15 protein-coding genes and 1 pseudogene are annotated in these 18,648 nt (G+C 60.3%); 14 read left to right on the forward strand and 2 right to left on the reverse strand.

What is annotated here, in order from left to right:
* Positions 1 to 283: 283 nt before the first annotated feature.
* Positions 284 to 1,315 (reverse strand): hypothetical protein, encoded by a 1,032-nt coding sequence (locus tag AB4Y31_RS31375; RefSeq protein ID WP_107153825.1) that lies wholly within the window; start codon positions 1,313 to 1,315, stop codon positions 284 to 286.
* A 363-nt stretch (positions 1,316 to 1,678) separates the two neighbouring features.
* Between AB4Y31_RS31375 and AB4Y31_RS31380 the strand changes: the two genes are divergently transcribed.
* The 11 genes from AB4Y31_RS31380 to AB4Y31_RS31430 all read left to right on the forward strand — a co-directional run bounded on the left by AB4Y31_RS31380 (position 1,679) and on the right by AB4Y31_RS31430 (position 13,676).
* Positions 1,679 to 4,522: a TonB-dependent receptor gene (locus tag AB4Y31_RS31380; RefSeq protein ID WP_368677382.1), complete on the forward strand. Its 2,844-nt coding sequence runs from the start codon at positions 1,679 to 1,681 to the stop codon at positions 4,520 to 4,522.
* A 67-nt stretch (positions 4,523 to 4,589) separates the two neighbouring features.
* The gene (locus AB4Y31_RS31385) at positions 4,590 to 5,327 is read left to right on the forward strand and encodes a MotA/TolQ/ExbB proton channel family protein (protein ID WP_368677383.1); all 738 of its coding nucleotides are present in this window, start codon (positions 4,590 to 4,592) and stop codon (positions 5,325 to 5,327) included.
* A gap of 2 nt (positions 5,328 to 5,329) precedes the next feature.
* On the forward strand, positions 5,330 to 5,728 hold the full coding sequence (locus AB4Y31_RS31390; protein WP_018439726.1) for a biopolymer transporter ExbD: 399 nt from the start codon (positions 5,330 to 5,332) through the stop codon (positions 5,726 to 5,728).
* Positions 5,729 to 5,737: 9 nt separating this feature from the next.
* A complete protein-coding gene (locus AB4Y31_RS31395) occupies positions 5,738 to 6,445 on the forward strand; it encodes an energy transducer TonB (protein WP_368677384.1) in 708 nt (235 codons plus the stop codon).
* Positions 6,446 to 6,491: 46 nt separating this feature from the next.
* Positions 6,492 to 7,214, forward strand: coding sequence for a DUF1868 domain-containing protein (locus AB4Y31_RS31400; RefSeq protein WP_018439724.1), 723 nt, complete (start codon positions 6,492 to 6,494; stop codon positions 7,212 to 7,214).
* A gap of 55 nt (positions 7,215 to 7,269) precedes the next feature.
* Positions 7,270 to 8,577 carry an extracellular solute-binding protein gene (locus AB4Y31_RS31405; protein ID WP_368677385.1) on the forward strand — a complete coding sequence of 436 codons (1,308 nt, stop codon included), beginning with the start codon at positions 7,270 to 7,272 and terminating at the stop codon, positions 8,575 to 8,577.
* A gap of 97 nt (positions 8,578 to 8,674) precedes the next feature.
* Positions 8,675 to 9,520, forward strand: a complete 846-nt coding sequence (locus AB4Y31_RS31410; protein ID WP_018439722.1) for a carbohydrate ABC transporter permease — start codon at positions 8,675 to 8,677, stop codon at positions 9,518 to 9,520.
* Positions 9,521 to 9,522: 2 nt separating this feature from the next.
* Positions 9,523 to 10,440 (forward strand): ABC transporter permease subunit, encoded by a 918-nt coding sequence (locus AB4Y31_RS31415; protein WP_368677386.1) that lies wholly within the window; start codon positions 9,523 to 9,525, stop codon positions 10,438 to 10,440.
* Positions 10,440 to 11,594 carry an ABC transporter ATP-binding protein gene (locus tag AB4Y31_RS31420; RefSeq protein WP_223258602.1) on the forward strand — a complete coding sequence of 385 codons (1,155 nt, stop codon included), beginning with the start codon at positions 10,440 to 10,442 and terminating at the stop codon, positions 11,592 to 11,594. Before AB4Y31_RS31415 ends, AB4Y31_RS31420 begins: the two co-directional genes overlap by 1 nt.
* A gap of 47 nt (positions 11,595 to 11,641) precedes the next feature.
* Complete coding sequence (locus tag AB4Y31_RS31425) at positions 11,642 to 12,415, forward strand: inositol monophosphatase family protein (RefSeq protein WP_199189644.1); 774 nt, start codon at positions 11,642 to 11,644, stop codon at positions 12,413 to 12,415.
* 91 nt (positions 12,416 to 12,506) lie between these two features.
* Positions 12,507 to 13,676: an ROK family transcriptional regulator gene (locus AB4Y31_RS31430; RefSeq protein ID WP_083925536.1), complete on the forward strand. Its 1,170-nt coding sequence runs from the start codon at positions 12,507 to 12,509 to the stop codon at positions 13,674 to 13,676.
* A 126-nt stretch (positions 13,677 to 13,802) separates the two neighbouring features.
* On the opposite strand, the gene AB4Y31_RS31435 is transcribed toward AB4Y31_RS31430, so the two are convergent.
* Positions 13,803 to 14,990 (reverse strand): glycerophosphodiester phosphodiesterase family protein, encoded by a 1,188-nt coding sequence (locus AB4Y31_RS31435; RefSeq protein WP_368677387.1) that lies wholly within the window; start codon positions 14,988 to 14,990, stop codon positions 13,803 to 13,805.
* A 1,212-nt stretch (positions 14,991 to 16,202) separates the two neighbouring features.
* Between AB4Y31_RS31435 and AB4Y31_RS31440 the strand changes: the two genes are divergently transcribed.
* From AB4Y31_RS31440 to AB4Y31_RS31450, 3 genes and pseudogenes are all read left to right on the forward strand, one after another.
* Positions 16,203 to 16,913, forward strand: coding sequence for an SDR family oxidoreductase (locus tag AB4Y31_RS31440; protein ID WP_368677389.1), 711 nt, complete (start codon positions 16,203 to 16,205; stop codon positions 16,911 to 16,913).
* 22 nt (positions 16,914 to 16,935) lie between these two features.
* Positions 16,936 to 17,676: an SDR family NAD(P)-dependent oxidoreductase gene (locus AB4Y31_RS31445; RefSeq protein ID WP_368677388.1), complete on the forward strand. Its 741-nt coding sequence runs from the start codon at positions 16,936 to 16,938 to the stop codon at positions 17,674 to 17,676.
* 43 nt (positions 17,677 to 17,719) lie between these two features.
* Positions 17,720 to 18,648, forward strand: a pseudogene (locus AB4Y31_RS31450) (3-hydroxyacyl-CoA dehydrogenase); the annotation flags it as partial.

The following is an 18,648-nucleotide window of genomic DNA, read 5'->3' on the forward strand; positions in this document are numbered from 1 at the left end:
CCACCATGCTGGAGCCCGAACTCGACCAAAACTGACAAGGAAATCTACAATCGACACCGCGCAACGCCCAAACTCGCCGAATCGGTCACGTTCCCGAAATCGGCGGTCACGTTCGCCGAAATACGCAACGCGCGCTGAACCGCGCAACGCCCGAGCACAGCGACCGGCTCAAAAGGGTTCGGTCGGAGATGTCATCGAATAGCGTTACGCTCCGGGTAGCCATTGAGCGCACGGCTGACCGTGGTTCACGACATCCCAAGCTTGTGGGCAAGATCTTTGGGTCTCATCGCGTGTCGCATTCTTGCCGCTTTCCCGCCAACCTGCCGGGGGCACCGACCCCGTAGGGCGACGCATCAACTTGCAACCGGCCATTGTCGAGTACGTGGACGGGCATCGGGTCCGAGATCTCCCCGATGAACTGGCTGTCCTTGCCGAATTTCAGAAAGGCCATGAAGCGCAAGGTACCGTCCGGTGCGTGCACCACCCGGCCGGAATAGAGCGAGCCTGCTGCATCGCCGACCAGAAAGTCTTCCTCGACCAGCCTCCATTCGCCAAGCGGATGATCGGCAATCAAATAGTGCGTGCCCGTCATGGGCTCGGACATACGCTCGCGGCAATACGTCGGCTCGATATGGTTCTTCGCGGTGCAGAACAGGCAGTACCAGCGGCCCTGGTGCTCGAAGATCTGCGGTACTTCGAGTTGCCCGAACACCTTCGAGCGGAACAGCGGCGGGCGCAGCGACCAGTGTTCGAGATCGCGCGACACCGCATGCCCGAGCACGCCGCGTCCGAGCGCCGGGCCTATGGGCTCTCGAGCGGTGAACACCATGTGCCAGCCGTCGCCGTTCGGGGCGGCGAAGACCCAGGGGTCGCGGAAGGCCTGGTCGTGCCACATATCTGTATTGAGCGGCTCGTACCAAGAAGGATCGATCTCCAGTATCGGATTGTGCGCAAGTCGTTCCCACGTATGCAGATCGTCGGATACAGCGGCACCGATGCGCTGCACGAGACCACGATCTGCATGGTTCGTGCCAGTGTAAAACATCATCCAGCGCTGCTTCGACGTGCGTACGACCGATCCCGTCCACGTGGTGTAGTCATCCCATGCGGGCGAGCGCGCTGGATGCAGCGTGGTCCCGCGTTCTGTCCAGTTGACCAGATCGCTGGAAACCGCATGGCCAATCGATACGTTCCAGTGCCGCTGCTCGGGGTCACCGATCGCCTTCGGGGCATTCAGGAAAAACATGTGGGTGAGCCCGCTTTCCTGTGCAAACCAGAAATCCCAAACCCAACGGTCCTCAAGGCGAAATGCCATCGCTGCTGTCCTATCTGGCGACACGGTCGGTTGTTGCGATGTGGGCCATGCCGGGTTGCGCGCCGTCTGGCGCGAATATCAGCGCCAGAAAGCGCGCCGGTCGTTCGACGCAGTGGCTGGCCTGCGAATATTACACCTGATGATTACAATTGCACGCAATACATCAAAATTTTTTAGGGTCCTGTGTCACAAGTCTGCCGGGTTACCTATAGAAAAGCGCTTTCAACGCATTTTCTTGGGCGAGGAGTCCGGCGACGAACCGCTTCCCATAACTGTCACTAATAGTACACACAAGGAGTAGTAATATCCCTCTGGTCGCGCTGGACGGCCGCCGAGGCAGCGAAGGCTCGTCGGAGTTTCGCGATGACCACATACATGACACATTCGGGAAGAACCATGTTCGATCAGCAAGTCGGCCGCCGTTACTGGCGCCTTTCTGCGCTTGCATTCGCGACAGCGGCAGCGTGGTCATCGCTGGCCTGCGCCGCGGCGCAGGTTCCGGCGGATGAGACGGAGTCTAGTGCAGCGGGCGAGCAGACCACGGATAAGGACCAGCAGGTCCAGCGCTTCGGTCATGTCGACGTCACGCGCAAGCGCGCAGTGAGCGGTGCGGCCGTCGCGACGAAGCAGACGCAGGACCGGGTGATGGATGTTTTGACGAAGGAGCAGATAGAAACCTTGCCGGATGCGACCGTCACCGAGGTGGTGAAGCGTGTCGCCGGCGTATCGGTGAGCTTTAACTCGGACAACGTGAACGGTCGCGACGAGGCGCAGTTCGTCGCGATACGTGGCCTCGACGCGAGCTACAACAATATCTCGTTCGACGGTGCGCCGATGGCCTCAACCGACCAGACGAGCCGCGGCGTACGCACGAATATGCTGCCGTCGTCGCTCGTCAAACAGGTGCAGGTCTTCAAGACCTGGCAGCCGGATCAGGACCCGAATGCGGTCGGCGGGTCCGTGAACATCGTCACGCGCAGCGCGTTCGACAACGGCGGCAAGCCGTATTTCAGCGCGACGGGAGCACTCGGTCATGCCGACGCAACAGGCAAGGTTCTGTCGGGGGCCGAGGGCCTCGCGCGCAAGGCGGATATGGCATGGAGCGCCACATTTGGCCCGAGCCAGGCCGTCGGCCTCGTGATCGCAGCGAACTACGAGAAACAGAACACGTATTCGCTGGGTCACATGACCACGGACAACATCTTCTACAACTTCTACAACGCGAACGGCTCGCTCGCGAACCCCGCGGCGACGGGCGGGGCGAATCTAGGCAACGGCCTCCCCGTACCCCAGCAGTTCAAATACTGGCAGTACCGCAAGAATCTCGAGCGGCAGGGCGTCGATGCGAAACTCGAAGCGAAGTTCACGCCGGACGTATACGGTTTCGTCTCGCTCGGCTACAACGTCGAGAATATGCATGAGTTGCGCGACGAGAACATCATCGACGTCGGGCGCACGACGGGGGTCTCTAGCAACCCCGTCATCAACCAAACGGCGACGTCGGGTCAGTTCGCACTCGGCGAAGCGGAAGCAGGTGTACAGCAAAGCAAGATCGACCGTACCGTGGAGAACGTCCAGGGTGGTCTCGACTGGCATCTTGGCGATGATCGGATATTGTCGTTCCGCTCCTCGTTTTCGAAGGCAAGTCAGTGGAATCCACAGACGGCTGTGAAGTACATCTACGGCAACCTGAAGTACGGTGCGTCCGGCACGCAGCCATCTATCGTCGGCATACCGGGCATGGCGACGACCTATGACACATCCGGATTCGATCCCGCCGTGAGCGTTGTGAATCCCTCCGGCTTTGTGAATCCCGCAAATTGGCAGCCGCTCTATTGGCGTACCGACAACATCCGGATCGACGACAGGGTGGGCGACCTGAAGCTCGATTTCCGCCAGAACATGGACCTCGATTCGCGCGGACTGGGGTATGCCATCGGCGTCGATTATCGCAGCCTCGGCCACAACTACAACGAAGCGTTCAACGCCTACTTTCCGACCGGCAGCGGGATGACGATGGCGGGCGTGGGCGGTGCGTCGGGGACCACGCTGCCGTACACCAATGGTCTGCCGTTCATGACCATCGACCTTAACAAGGCCTGGCAGCAACTGTTGAGCAATGGCAGCCTTGTTGCGGCGAACGTCAACAATCTCGCGAGCAGTTTGCAGAACGACTACTCGCACACGGAACAGACGGCGGCCGGCTACGCGATGGCGTCATGGCGCACGGATCGTCTGAGCGCGATGATCGGACTGCGCCAGGACAACACGCGTCTGTCGACGACAGGCAATGTGCGCAATACGGTGGGAGGCACGACCACATGGCAGTCCGTCACTAACGATTCGAAGTACAACTTCACATTGCCGGCCGCATCGCTGGTTTTCGATGCGACACCCGCAGTGCGCCTGAAGCTCGCCGCCAGCAAAACCATCGGCCGGCCGACCTATGACGACTACGCGCCCAACACGTCAATCTCCGAAAGCTCAGACGGGTCGCTGACCGTTGTCACCGGCAACCCGAACATCAAACCGCGCGAATCGACGAACCTCGATCTCTCGGCGGAATGGTATCTGCCGCACTCGGGCCTCGTCTCGCTCGCAGCGTTTCACAAGCAGATCAAAAACGAGATCTACAGCCTGACCCGCCAGGGGACGCTGTTTTACGATGGCTTGACCCGCACAGCGTCGATCACACAGCCACTCAATTCGTCGAGTTCGAAACTCGACGGCATCGAACTGAACTTCGTGCAGAGTTCGCTCGGCTGGCTTACGCGGTACCTGCAGGGCTTCGGCTTCAGCGGAAACCTCACGTTGCTAAGCGGTCGCCTGAATGCGATCACGTCATCGGGCAGCACGCGCACGATCAACCGCCTCGTCAACCAGCCAGATCAGATCCGTAACCTCAGTATCTTCTACAACTATCGCAAATTCGGCATCACGGTCGCGTATAACTGGATCGGCACAAGCCTGCGTGCGGTTGATGCCAGCCTGCCGCGCCAGGACGTGTACTGGCAGGCGCGCAAGGAAATCGATCTGCAGGCACGCTATGACATCGGCTCGGGCTGGCAGACGTTCTTCGAAGTCGCGAACCTGACGGGATCGCCCGTGGTCGCCGTCACCGGTCAAAACCGTAATCTGCTGAAGGACAAGTTCTCCATCGGGCGGACCTTCTGGCTCGGTCTGACCTATACCCCGAAGCATCTTTGACCTAGGACGGCTGGGCTGCCCCACGGGTGACCGGCCGGACACGGGATTATTTCATCAAGGACATGACATGAACATCCTGCAGCAATTTCTCAGTCTGAGCACGCAGTCGGCGGGCATCATCCCGATCCTCGCGCTGCTTTTTCTCGTGGTGCTGGCCGTCGCGATCGAGCGCGTGGCGTTCTTCGCGAAGGCGGCACCCTCGGGCGCAGAAATCGATCATCGCCTCAACTCGCTCGACTTCCACGATGAACGCTCGGTGAACGAAGTTGCGACGCGCTACCGTTCCACGGTTTACGGTGCGACGTTGCAGGCTGTCGTCGAGGCGCGCTCGCTGAATCCCGACGAGATGGACCGCTATATCGACGAAGCGATCGTACGCACGTTGCCGCAACTCGACAGGCACCTGTGGATGCTCGATACAGCTGTGACGCTCGGACCGCTGATCGGGTTGCTCGGCACGATCATCGGCATCACCGAGTCGTTCAACGTGCTTGGCGCCGCAGGGCCTAGCGCGGGTGCTGTGACGGGCGGCATAAGTCATGCGCTGATCGCGACGGGCTGTGGTTTGCTCGTGGCCATTGTCGGGGTCGCGGCGAACGGCTACTTCGCCAAGCGGGTGCGGCTTGCGGTGTTGTGCCTCGATCTGATCAAGCTCGCAAGCGTCAAGCGCACCCATCTGGTCGGCAGGAGCACGGCGGGTACTGCGGGTATCGCGGGCGCCGCCGATACGCGTGAGCGTCAGGAGCACGTCGCGAGCGTACGGGCGATGTCGCGCACGATGGCCTCCGATGCGTCGGGAGCATAATCATGAGCCGCACTCGTTACGTCGAGTCGCACGAACCGCGCATCGAAATTGTGCCGATGATCGACATCATGATGTTCCTGCTGATTTTCTTCATGGTCACGATGTTGAAGATGATCGATGCGAGCGGCGTCAAGATCAACGTGCCGCACGCCGCATCGGCCGCCCCGCTGCCGAAGGCGACGCTCACGATCACGGTGAAGAAGGACGGCAGCCTGTTCTTCGAAGGCAAACCGGTGTCCGCTGACTTGGCGACGCAGACGATCCGTGCACGTGCGCACGACGCGAAGGTCGACGTGCTGATTGCGGGCGACAGGGAAGTGCCGCTGCAGGATCTGCTGCACGTGATGGACCTCGCGCACGCGGCGGGTGTCGACGATGTCGGCGTCGCGGCCGTGCGCTGAGGTGCACTCATGAAGACAGTCGTTCTGGGAACGCTCCTGCCGCCCGAACCGAAGTCTGGGATGCGTTGGCCCGCTGCGTTTGTGATTGCGCTTGTCATCGAAGGTGGGCTGGTTGCGGTATTGGGACGCATCGCGGTGCAGCCTGTTGCCGAACCACCTCCGCCACCGAAGGTGATGAAGATTGTGACGATCGCCGACGCGCCCGCCCATCCCGCACCGCCGCAGCCGGCCCGGAATGCACCCCCCGAACCGCCGAAGCCCGCGCCTGTGCCGCACCGTCCCACGCCGGTGCGGCATGCAGCGCCCACACGCAGCGCGGCGCCTGCGCCGGCCGTGACACCCGCGCCCGTCGTCAGTCAGGGGCCCGTGACTGTGCCGCAGGCGGCGCCCGCCGTCGCACCGGACATGGAGAAGCCGACGCATCAGACACCGCCCGCCGCGCCGCAGCCACCAAAGGTCCGCAAAGGCATCGTGCCGCTGGTGCGGGTCGAGCCGGATTATCCGCCGCGCGCGATGGCCGGCAACATCGAAGGGTCGGTGATCGCGCACGTCACGATCACGCCGGATGGGAGCGTGAGCGCTGTGAGTATCGTGCGCTCGGATCCGCCGAAGATCTTCGACCAGGTTGCAATCAACGCGCTGATGCGCTGGAAGTTTTCTCCCGGCGACGCCGATGTGATCGGGGAAGTCGCACTGCGTTTTTCGCTGAGCGAATGACGCACTGAACAGACATAAACATCAGGAACAAATGAAAACAGCAGGCATGAATACTATCGACGTCTCTAAAGTACCGCCCATCTCGCTGGACCATATCGGAAAGAAGTTCGATTCGAATGGCAACGTGTTGCGCTATCCCGGCAATACGCTGGTGTGTCACGTGCCTCTTTTTACACCGCTATCCGATGCGCTCGTCGCTGTGCGCGATACGATCAGATCGAGTCTGTTTGCGTCATCGCTGACCTTTCTGCCACCGGAGAGCTATCACATGACCGTGTTCGAGGGCGTCGCAGACCGCGAACGCGACAACGGCCGCTGGCCGATGGATCTGCCGCATGACGCGAGCGTTCTCGAGTGCACGCGTCACTTCGCGGCGAAGCTCGAATCGTTCGATCTGGGATGCGCGTTGCCGCTGCGTCTCAGGGTGGCCGAACGCGCGAATCAGACGCACATTGGCTGCATCAAGCTCGTACCCGTTGATGCGGCGGAAGAGCGCAAGCTGCGTGACCTGCGCACGCGGCTCGCCGAGTGTCTGTCACTCAGGACGGCATGGCACGATCACTACGAGTTTCACATCACACTGTCGTATTTGATCCGCCCGATGACGCCCGACGTCACGCGTGCGTGCCTCGATCTCGTCAGCGGCTGCTTTGCAGGTGTGGGCATGCTGTTTGACGTCATCGAATTGGGCGCGCCCGAGTTCTGCGTGTTCAATGACATGTATGCGTTCGACAACCAGTTCTTCCTGCGCCGGATCGCATCGCAATGAGCGGCACGGTCGGGCATCGTCTCGCCGTATCGAACGGGGGTGCGCGATGATGCGTATGCCAAGCGTTGCTGTGGCTGTACTGCTTGCGCTCGGTGCGTCGCCGTCGATGGCAACAACCATCCAGTTCTGGTACGGTCATACGGGTACCGTGGCCACCGCGATCCAGACCCTTTGCGACGGGTTCAATGCGTCGTCGCCGGTGGACAAGGTGCAATGTGTGTCGCAGGGCGCGTACGAGCAGACGATGCGCAAGACGGTCGCAGCGTATCGCGCGGGCAGGCAGCCAGCGCTCGTCGAGATTTACGACGTTGGCACGGCGGACATGATGTTAAGCGGCGCCATTTATCCGATGGATGAGATGACGGCGTCGGTGGGCAAGCCGGTTGATGCATCTCTCTATGCCGATGTGGTGCGACGGTACTACGCATCGTCGGACGGGCGGCTCTATTCGCAACCGTTCGGAGTGTCGACGCTCGTGCTGTACGCAAATTCTGCGCGACTCGCCGCAGTCGGCGTGACCAGCACGCCGTCGACGTGGGAAGCGTTCGAGGCCGCGGCGCGCAAGCTGCGGGCCGCGGGCGCCACTTGCCCCGCTGTCAGCGATTATTCGCCGTGGAAACTATTCGAGCAGCCGGCGGCCGTGCAGGGCGTGCCGCTTGCGAGTGGTGCCAACGGACGACAAGGGCTATCCGCGCGCTATGTGTTCGCGGACAGTCCGCTGAACCGCTGGATGCACGACTTGCTGCGTTGGCGCAAGGCGGGGTTGCTGCTCGATGCGGCCGACACGCGCACGGGCAGCCAGGCGATCGCTTTCGCGAATGGTGAGTGTGCGATGTCGATAGATTCAACGGGAGCGATGGGCGTCATCATGAGCGTCGGCAAGGTGCGCCCGGCAGTGGGCATGATGCCTGTCTACGCGGGCACGCTACGTTACCACACAGTGATTGGTGGCAGTTCGATCTGGGTGATGAAAGGTCAGGACCTGGCCAGCTATCGCGTCGCCGCAGCGTTTCTCGCCTTTGTGCGTGAGCGGCGAAACCAGATCGCATTTGCACTAAAGACAGGCTATCTGCCCGTTACGCGGGAGGCGCAAGCGATGCTATCTACAACGTCCGATCAAAGGGACGTGGCTCTGCTGCCAATCACGGCAGGCTTGATGTCGCTCAACGAGCCGGGAAACGAAAACAATATGGGCGAACGGCTCGGCTTCTTTCCGCAGTTCCGCTCGATCTGGTTCGAAGAGGTGCAGCATGCGTTCCACGGTGACAAATCGATGGATGATGCGCTGCGTGAGGCACAAACACATGGCAATGCGTTGCTCGCACGCTTTGAGGCAACCTACAGGGGCATGTGCCTGCCCTGACGAAACGCGAGCGCGCTTGCCGCTGACTGCCCGACATGCAAATTTTCTATTCCAAATGAAACCAAGCGCCAGATTCCCAGGCCGCCAGATACCGCTGATGCTCGCACTGCCTCAGCTTCTGCTGGTGGCTCTGTTTTTCTACTGGCCGGCCTGCAAGGCCGTCTGGTGGTCCTTTAACCTCGTGCGCCCGTTCGGCAACGGCTCGCTATTCGTTGGTTTGGACAACTATGTTCGCATCCTCTCGGACGCCACTTTCTATGCGTCTCTGCGAATCACGGCGATCTTCGCAGTCGCGGGTGTCGGTTCCGGGGGGCTGATCGCACTTGCTCTCGCCGGCTTCGCGGATCTGAACCTTCGCGGCAGCGCAGTATTCAGCAATCTGCTGATCTGGCCGTATGCGATTGCGGGCGCGGTGCTGGGCGTGATCATGCGCTTCATCGCGAATCCCATCGTCGGTCCGCTCGCGCACCTTAACGCGATCCACCCAGGATTGTGGGCGCCGCAGTCCAACGGCACCGAAGCGATTGCCGTCATCACACTTGCGTTCGCGTGGACCCAGGTTCCGTTCAATTTTGTGATCTTCCTTGCCGCACTGCGCTCGATCCCGCAAAACTATCTGGCCGCTGCCGCCATCGATGGCGCTGGCCCCGTGCGGCGCTTCTTCGATATTAAGCTGCCCATGCTTAAACCGTTCATCCTGTTCGTGACGGTCGCCAGCATGATCGAGGCGATGACGAATAGCTTCGGTATCGTCGATACGTTGACGGCGGGCGGTCCCGCAGGGGCGACCAACATCATCGCGTACAAGATCTACTCGGACGGCTTCGTCGGGCTCGATCTGTCTGGATCCTCGACGCTTTCCGTCATCCTTATGTTTTTCATCCTCGCGATGACGTTCGCGCAGTTCCGCGTATTCGAACGCAGACTCGACGGGGGAAACTAGTCATGGTCGAACGTCACCCGGTCCTCAGGCTGGTTGCCTATGCCGTGCTGCTGGTCGGCATCGCGTTCGCGCTCGCGCCCATCTATCTGGCAATCTGCGCGGCCTCCGTCTCGAATACATCGCTGCTGGGCGAGGGGATCGCGCTGGTACCGGGCGACCGCCTGATCGACAATCTGCACGAGGTCGCGCGCCGTACGGACCTCGGACGCATGCTGTTCAACAGCTTTGTGGTGTCGTCGGTTGTCGTGATCGGCAAACTCGCGTTGTCGTCGATCACCGCATATGCCGTCGTATACTTCCGCTCGCGGTTCAGGCACGTGATCTTCTTCGGCGTGCTGGCAACCCTGCTGCTGCCTGTCGAGGTTCGTATCGTACCGACCTATGCGGTCGCCTCCGATCTCTTCGAGCCCTTGAAGACGATCCTCCGCGCCACCCACCTCGATACCGTGCTCGCCACGCTGACGGGGCTGCAATTCACGGCATCACTGAACCTCCTGGATACCTACGCGGGCCTCACATTGCCGTTGGTCGCGTCGGCCACGGGGACGTTCCTTTTCAGGCAGTTCTATCAGACAGTGTCCGCGGAGCTGTCCGAGGCGGCGCGCCTGGACGGTGCAGGGCCCGTGCGCTTCTTCTTTGACATCCTGTTGCCGCTCTCGAGGGCCAATTTTGCGGCGCTGGGCACGATCGTATTCATCTCGACGTGGAAGGATTATATGTGGCCGCTTTTGATGACGAGCCGGCAGGACATGCGCACGATCGTACTTGGTGTCGCGAGCTTCGTGCCGACTGAAGCGAGCCAGGCGCCTGAATGGAGTCTGATGATGGCCGCTGCGCTGGTCGGCATGGCGCCGCCGCTGGTCGCGATCGCGCTGATGCAGCGCTGGTTTGTCAAAGGTGTGACGGGAATCGGGAAATGATGAGTGATCGCGCAAGCAGTCGGCCGGCCGGTATCGCCGTCGAGGCCGTGACGAAGCTGTATGACGGTCACACGGTAATGGCCGACCTGAACATTGTGTTCGAGCCAGGTGAGCTGACGGTCGTGCTCGGTCCATCGGGGTGCGGCAAGTCGACCTTGCTGCGTATCGTGGCGGGGCTCGAGTCGGTCACGCACGGACGCGTCCTGATAGGCGGCGAAGATGTCACACTGCGCGCGCCCGGCGAACGCGGCTGCGCGATGGTTTTTCAGCATTACGCACTATATCCGCATATGAATGTCGAGGAGAACATCGGCTACGCTCTCAGGCTCGCGCGCTTGCCGCGCACGGAGCGCCGACGGCGTATTGGCGATGCGGCCAGCATGCTCGGGCTGACTGAACTGCTCAAGCGGCGCCCGGACCAGCTGTCTGGCGGTCAGCGGCAGCGGGTGGCGATAGCGCGCGCGATTGCACGTCAGCCCGCGATCCTATTGTTCGACGAGGCATTGTCGAACCTGGACGCGAAACTGCGGCACGAGATGCGTTTGGAGCTACGGCGGTTACACAAAGAAATCGGCGGAACGACGATCTTCGTGACACACGACCAGACCGAAGCGATGACGCTCGCGGATCGCATCGTCGTGATGAATCGCGGACACATCGAACAGATCGGCCCGCCGGGCGACATTTATCATCGACCACGCACGCCGTTCGTCGCGGGCTTTATCGGCAGTCCGCCAATGAATCTGCTCGAAGCGACGTGCGCGTCGGACGGTGGCGTGGTGTTGGCGAATGGGATTGAGCTACTGTTTGCAGAGCGGGGGTTGCCAGGCCACGGCGAGGCGGGTGGTGCCCGCATCCTTGTCGGCATCCGGCCCGAAGCGTTCGTGGTGCGGCACGACATGAGCGGTCTGGTGTGCACGGTTGAAGCGGTTGAGGATATGGGCAGTCATCGGCTGCTGTATTGCCGGCTTGGCCGCCAGCGGATCATCGCGACACAGCGGGACGCAGCGGACTACCGGACGGGCGACCGGCTGTCTCTCGGTTATCGGCCGGAACATGTGACACTGTTTGACACTGCGACCGGCAGGCGCGTGGCGATGCCTGATATGCCGGGGCAACGGTGTGAATCGCTGTGGTCAGGTGCGACGTTCTGACGGCCGTGCTTTGCAATGGCCCCTCATCCATCTTATGGAGCAGTGTGTTGAGCAATCTGGAGAGTCGTCTGCAGGCGGCGACATCGATCGTCGAAGAAGCCGGGGCGAGGGCGCTTGGGTTTTTCATGGAGCGCGCAGCGCTCGCCACCAGCAGCAAGGGGCCGATGGATTTTGTCAGCGAAGCCGATATGGCCGTCGAGCAGCAGATCAGGGAGCGGATCACCGGTATATGGCCTGCTGAAGCTGTCGTTGGCGAGGAGTTGGGCGGCGAGATGGCATCGCGGTTCTGGGTCGTCGATCCCATCGATGGGACAGCCAATTTCCTGCGCGGCTCGCCACTGTGGGGGATCGCGCTTGCGTTCGTGGCGGACGGCGTGCCCGAAATCGGCGTCATTCATTACCCGGTGCTGCGCATGACCCTTGGGGCAGCGACGGGGCACGGCGTGATTCTCAACGGTCAGCCCTTTACGCGCGGCGTGCCGTTTCCCGATGTGCGCGTCGCGGCGCTTGGCACCAACCCGCACTGGACCACGGCCGAAACGGCGACGCTCGAAGCGGAGATGAAGCGTCATCAATGGGCGGTGACGGGCTACCGCTGCGCGACCATCGGCCTGGGTTTCGCGGCGTTAGGATATGTCGACGGCTATTTCGAGTGCCACACGAGTTTCTGGGATCTGGCTGCCGGCGCGGTACTGTGCCGCGAGGCTGGTCTTCGGGTCGCATTCGACGGCGCTCGCGTACGTCACGGGATGCGAATCGCGGTCGGGACGTCAGCGCTGACGGATGTCGTGCTGCCATTCTGGTCGGCACTCGCGGCCTAGCCGATGATCGTCGCGGCCAACTATGACAGCGGTTCGGTAGCGGACCCGTCTGCTACCATTTTCGATTTCGTGTATAGGCGGAGCGTGACCCATGTCCCTGGTTTCGCGAGAGTTCGTGTCACCACATTCTGAGACAGGCGCGACGCGGCAACGCGGTCGGATCGGCCCGCTAATTGCGAGCGAGCGGCTTGTTCTCGACCTCGTTCGACGCTCCAGTGTGATCACGCGTGCAGCGATCTCGGCCCAGAGTGAACTCGCACAACAGTCGGTGCACCGGCTCATCGAGCAACTGATTGAACGCGGTCTGCTGAGGACCGGCGAAATGATCAGGAACGGGCGCGGCCAGCCGAGTCCGCGCATCGAACTGGTTCGTGAGGCAGCGTACTCGCTCGGCGTATCGATCAACACGGATTCCATGTCGGTGTGTCTCGCTGACCTTGGATGCCATATCCTCGAAGAGGTGCAGCTCCGCACGACGCCAACGAGCCGCAATGCCTCACTTGCGGCGATCAATGATGCCATCGACCGGATTCTCACGCGCAACCACGTGTCGCGCGACCGTCTGATCGGCGTCGGATTCGCCATGACCGGTTATTTCGTCGCCGACGACCGGCAGATGAATGCGCCCGAACCGCTTCAGGACTGGTCGCTTGTCGACCTTGCACCGATCCTTGAGCGCTCGTTCGGACTGCCTGTGTGGATCGATAATAACGCGACAACAGCTGCGATTGGCGAAAGCCTGCTCGGGGCGGGGCGCTGGGCGAAGAGCTTTTTTTATCTATCGTTCAATTACGGCTTTGGAGGTGGCGTCATCATTAACGGAAAGCCCTATTTCGGTGCGCATGGCAATGCGGGTGAAATGACGCTTTGCACACCCGCGGAAGCAGAAAACCGTCCGGCCTTGCGCTATCTGATCGGCGAGTTGCGCGCCAACGGTATAGATATCGATTCTGTCGAAGACCTAAGGATGCGCTTCGATCCGGCCTGGCCCGGCGTCGAGACGTGGGTTGCGCGCACGTTACCCGTGCTTGACAGAACGATAAACGCCATCGCTGGCCTGTTCGACCCGGAGGCCATCGTATTCGGTGGGCAGTTGCCCGCAGCGCTCGGCCGCATGTTGATCGAGCGCGCCCGCTTCTGGGATGTGCATCGATACGGCGTTGGACCGCCGCGGCCAAAGTTGGTTCTGTCAGAGGCGAATGGTGATGCTGCGGCAAATGGCGCGGCGCTCGTGTTGCTAAAAAACAGCTTCTTTGAATAGCCATGGCCGATCGCGGGGTGTGTGACTCAGCATTTAACTTACAGCGTCGTCAACCCTCGGACTTCTCCAGACTTTACTTGGTTCAGCTGCCCGAAAGTCATTTTTTTCGACTGCTGTTCCGGCTAGCTAATAATACCGGCTGGTGTCACGCATTCCAGAGCGGCTTGCGGCAGCTGCGGCCCCCACTGGATCGTCTGTAGTGATCGACGTGAAACCGTTCTCAAGTTGCAGGTCAACGTTCGGGCGCCTATCCGCTGTTTCATTACCGAAATGCATAGTATCTGTTAGGTAGTCGTCGAGGCTAGCGCAACAAGTACCATTGCTGCGGATGTACCATCTGCCGTCGTTCGCGTTTTGGCGGTACTCCTTCACCGGATTGAAGGCTCCCATGGCTTTGCGCCCGTCGCGGAGATCCTTCACTAGGTCGTATGTGGGATCGCCGTCTACGGGGTTCTTGTTGCCGACTTCAATCCAAGCAAAGTTACTCTGCTCGCTGGCCTTATCCAACCAGGAATTTACCAAGCATTGGTGATAGTGGACTACGGTTATGACTGGAAAGTGGGCCATGGCTTGTTCACAGCCCAAGTCCGTGTACCGGTTGGCAATCTCATCTTCGTCTCTGGCGTAAATCATTGGCGCAAATGCAACGCCTTTCGTGTATTTCACGATATTCTCCGGCTCGGCTGCCGCTAATGTGGCGAAGAACTTGAGAACCACCATATTTTGCATACCTCGATGGAGGGCGATATCTGCCGCGCGGGAAATCGCATCGAGAGTCTTGATGTCGAGTATCACTAACATGTTGGGGTAGTCGGACTTCACCCTATCCAAAGCTTCCTCAAGCGAGAGCGCATTGTATCCCGTGATTCTGAATTGCTTATCGCGCAACATAATTTTTTCGAGCGTTGCATCGGGAAGCGAACGGACATCGGCATTCCATCCTTTGCCTGTATAGATATCAAATCCGGAGGTGGCATCAACGCGCCCGACGTTGTTATCATGGAAGAGATACGGAGTTCCCTCGCTGCTTTGCTTCACATCCAGTTCGATGGCCTCGATACCGTTGTTATAGGTATTTTGAATCGAACAAAGCGAATTCTCGGGACAACCACTGCTAACGACGCCACGGTGAGCAACGATGCCTATGGTTCTGTCGATTTCGTCAGGACCAGTATAGGGGTTCCTGAACGCTTCGAGAATGCGCTCTGGGTCATAGTGCTGTGGGCCGTCTGCGAGGGCAGTATCAGAAAGCGCTGCAATTGTACAAAAAACAGCGCCAAGCAGCCGGCGCAACTGGATTGAAAAGAAATTCATCGCAATACCTTCCTTGGCTGTCGAGAATTGATTGAACTAAATTTTTTCTTTACTAGTGTTTAGTGCAATAACTGTACCAGTGATGAAGTGGCCAAACGTTTTGCTAATGAGAACGGAAGGGTGCGGGCGGACCGGCGCCGCTCCGGTGTTGGCGCCGCAGAATGCGTTCGGTTTGTCGGGAAGCTGACGTCGCATAGTGTTCAAATCGGACACGCTTTTACTGTTCGACGTAGAAGGCAAGACCGATCTTCGCCGAGGCTGCGCTCAATCCCCAGGTGTACGCACATGCCCGCCGCTACTTCGGTATTCTGACGAGCCCCGAACGCGCGATCGGCGCAGCGGCTGTGCGAAGGCGACATTGCGCTCAGACGCTTCACCGAGATCCCGCGCGGCTTTTGGGCATTCATCGAGCGATCGAGGACATATGGCTGTCCGAGGCCTCGTTGACCGCAGCGGGTTTAGTGGAATGGTCAGCCTGACCGAAACAGCCCCATCGGCTTACGCTGATCGGGCTGTTTAGTTATGGAGATCGTCACGGACACCATCTCGTTGATCGTAGCGCCGAGGTTGGACGGTCAATCGCCCAGAGCGCGCCGACGCCGAAAATCTTGAGCCGCGCCGCCCGTTGCAGTCTCGATGCCGGCGCCGAGCTGCGCAGTTCGCGGTATATCGTTTTGCCGCGCTTCAACTGCGTGAGCTGAGGCGCTCGCAGCAGATGGCGCCACCATTCAGCTCTCGCCAAACAATGGGTCGTTTGCGGCAAACGGAAATACGCTTTCCACAGGTGGCTGAGCGGTTGCGGATCTAGGAGCAGCGCATCACGTCCGTCACGAACTGTTTAAGCATCGCCAGTTCATTGTGCGCGGCTTTTCGATTGATCGCGCCTCCGGCGGCTACCGGGAATCTGTAGTGAGCAATTTGCGGCCTTACGTTTGATACAAAACGTACGCGGTTTGTCGGGAAGCCGACCTCATTCAGCCAGCTCGATTTCCGCAAGTGCCCCAGAAGCCCGTGTATCGGATTTTCATGGGCGGGGGCGACATGGCGCGGAATCTGCGTGAGAGCGGTCCGCGGTGACGTCTGGCCGATCCTGGAATCGACAGAGACCATATGCCTGCGGTAGACGGAGGATATGGAGCGGACTTGCAGCCGCGATTCGCAACCCCGATTTCTGATTTTTTCTGAACTGGAGGGCACAAATGTTTACGGTTTATAGCCCAACGAGAATTCAATATGAATGATCAACGCACGAACGTAGCCATCATTGGATCTGGAAAGATCGCCACGGATCTGATGTGCAAGGTTCTTGAGGCGGAAGGCCTGAGCCTTGCATTCGTGGCCGGCCGCGATCCGAAGAGCCGCGGGCTCGCCATTGCAAAAGAGCGTGGCATCGAGACGTCGGCGGATGGATTTAAATTCCTTAAGGCGCACAGCGATGCGTACGACATCGTCTTCGACGCGACCTCCGCCAATGCGCATGTCGAGCACAATGCATTCTTTTCCGCTTCGGGGAAATTTGCCGTCGATCTGACGCCTGCCGGCATCTGTATGGCGTGTGTGCCGTCCGGCATTGACGCCATGGCGCGCCAGATCGACGTTACGCAAGCGGACGCCGTAGCCGAGCTGGCGCGCGAGCTGAACGAGGAACGCGCGGTAGATATTCTCGTCAACAAAGCGGGCATAGCGATCGTTACCGATTTCCTCGACACACCCGACGACGTCTGGACGCGCACGATGCAAGTCTACTCCGACGCCGCGTTCTGGTGCGGCCGCGAATTCGGCCGCCACATGGCGAAGCGCGGCGCCGGCAGCATTGTCAATATCGGCTCAATCGCAAGCGCGGTGCTGTTCCTCGCGAGCGATGCAGCGAGCTATTGCACTGCCACGATTCTCACTGTAGACGGCGGCTATACGTCGTGGTGAACAACATGTAAGGAGACGAAAAATGTATGACTTCAAAGGGCGTGCGCTGCTGATGACCGGCGCCAACGGCGGCATTTCTCGGGCCATCGCGGCGGAGTTCCACGCGTGCGGCGCTAACATGGTGCTTACCGGCCTCAACGAGCAGGCGCTGCGAGATTTTGCGCGGGAGCTCGATCCATCGGGCGAGCGCATCGCGGTGGCGAAGGTGGACGTGACGCAATCCGCAGATGCCGACGCCGCTAGTCGGCTGTGCAATGAGCGCTTCGGGGGCATCGATTTCTTGGTGACCTCGGCGGGCCACTTTCCGAAGAGTCCCACGCGCGACATGACGGACGAGGAGTGGCACCGCATCATCGCTATCAATCTTGACGGGACTTTCTATATTTCGCGAGCTGTTATGCCCTATCTGCGCGAGGGAAGTGCAATGGTACATGTCGCATCGCTCGCAGGGCACGCCGGCGTTATCTGGCATTCGCATTACGGCGCGGCCAAAGGCGGTGTGCTCGCGTTTGCGCGTAGTCTCGCGAAAGAACTTGCACCGCACACGCGCGTGAACTGCGTATCGCCAGGCATCATCGATACGCCGATGGTTCGCGCAATTATGGAAAGCGATGGCGATATGTGGCTCGCCAACACGCTGCTCAAGCGCATGGGCCACCCACGCGAAGTGGCTACTGTGGTCTCTTTCCTTTGCAGCGATGGAGCGAGCTTTCTGACAGGCGAGACCATTCATATCAATGGTGGCCTTTACATCGCATCGTGATGGAGAGCGAGTGCATAAGCACCCAGCAGTCAGGATGAAGTGTATGCAGAAAAACAGAACCGCAGTAATCGGCTCGGGTCGTATCGGCCACGCGTGGACAATCGTGTTCGCGCAGCGGCGCTACCGTGAGAATTCACGATGCCTCGCAAGAGATGCTGAAGGGAGCACTCCCCGAGATTCGCCGGAGCGTCGAAGATCTTGCGTCATTTGGTCTGGTCGAGGAACCGGTCGATGCAATCCTCGCGCGCATCACCGCATGCGGCACGCTCCAGGAAACGGTCAGGGACGCCGCGCTTGTGCAGGCGAACATTGCCGAAGTCGTCGAGGCTAAGCGTGCGCTGTTCGCAGAACTGGATCGGCTGACCCCGCCCGACGCACTGCTTGCTAGCTCGACCTCGGGCTTGCCCGCGTCGAAGTTCACGGAGGGTTTGCCGGGCCGCGCGCGCTGCTTCGTCGGGCATCCGGTGAATCCTCCTTCGCTCGTGCCGCTTGTGGAGTTGTGCGGCGCGCCGTGGACCTCGCCGAGGACGCTGGAAAGGGCGCTTACGTTCTACGAACAGGTGGGGCAACAGCCTGTGATTGTCCGGCGCGAAATCGCGGGTTTTCTGCTCAACCGCCTCCAAGGCGCTGTGCTCGACGAAGCGCTGAGCCTTTACAAACAGGGCTATGCCACTGCTGCCGATCTCGACACCGTGATGCGCGACGGGCTTGCTATGCGCTGGTACATCATGGGCCCGTTCGAGACCATCGATCTGAACGCGCCGGGTGGCGTTTTCGATTACGCTTCGCGCTACAGAGGCACTTTCCTGGATATCGCCGCGACGCGCGTTCCCTTCGACTGGCCAGCCGAGACTATGGAGGACCTCGATGCCGAGCGCCGCAGAGTGCTCTCGCTGGATCATATCGAGGAACGCAGTCGCTGGCGCGATCGCCGTCTGATGGCTCTGCTTGCGCACCGGCGCTCACTGATGG

Origin of the sequence: Trinickia sp. EG282A (genome assembly GCF_040965455.1) — a bacterium.
GTDB classification, from domain to species: domain Bacteria; phylum Pseudomonadota; class Gammaproteobacteria; order Burkholderiales; family Burkholderiaceae; genus Trinickia; species Trinickia symbiotica.